We start from the raw sequence: 603 nt of genomic DNA on the forward strand, positions 1-603 counted from the left end.
CAACCCTGGGCCTTTTCAGCCTCGACACAACGGTCCGTTAGGTCTGGCGTGCGACGCATGACCTCTCCGTTTTCCCGGTGAGGTCGGCATGCTGAAGGTCCTGGGTTGCGTCGTGCATGAACACGACCTTCGGCTCGTGGCCGTCTCGGCGGTGATCTGCGTCCTAGGCTGCCTCACGACCACCACGCTGCTGGCGAAGGCAGGTGAGACGGCGAGGCGAAGCGGACGCCCCTGGCTCGCGGCGGCGGCGATCGTGTTCGGCTGCAGCGTGTGGTCGCTCCACTTCGTCGCCATGCTGGCGTTCATGCCCGGTCTGGAGATGGCCTACGACCTGGGCCTGACGGCGCTGTCCATCCTCGTCGCGGTCGGCGGGGCCCTGATGGCCCTATTCGCCTGGAAGGCGCCTGCCGCGCGTGCAGCCCGCGTCGCCCTCTCCGGCATGCTGCTCGGACTCGCGATCTCGGGTATGCACTACGTCGGCGTCGCAGCCATGACGTTCTCGGGCTTCCTCATGTTCGACCGCAACTACGTGGCGGCCTCGGTCGTGGTCAGCGTCGTCTGCTCCGTCGTCGCCATGGCGAGGGCGACGGACCTGACCTCGAC

General features: G+C 67.5%; 1 protein-coding gene. It reads left to right on the forward strand.

All coding sequences use genetic code 11. The features are described from left to right. Positions 1-88: 88 nt before the first annotated feature. Positions 89-603: MHYT domain-containing protein (locus D3273_RS27965; protein ID WP_281011441.1), on the forward strand; the 515-nt coding region annotated here is incomplete at its 3' end.

Source organism: Lichenibacterium minor (assembly GCF_004137685.1).
Lineage (GTDB): Bacteria > Pseudomonadota > Alphaproteobacteria > Rhizobiales > Beijerinckiaceae > Lichenihabitans > Lichenihabitans minor.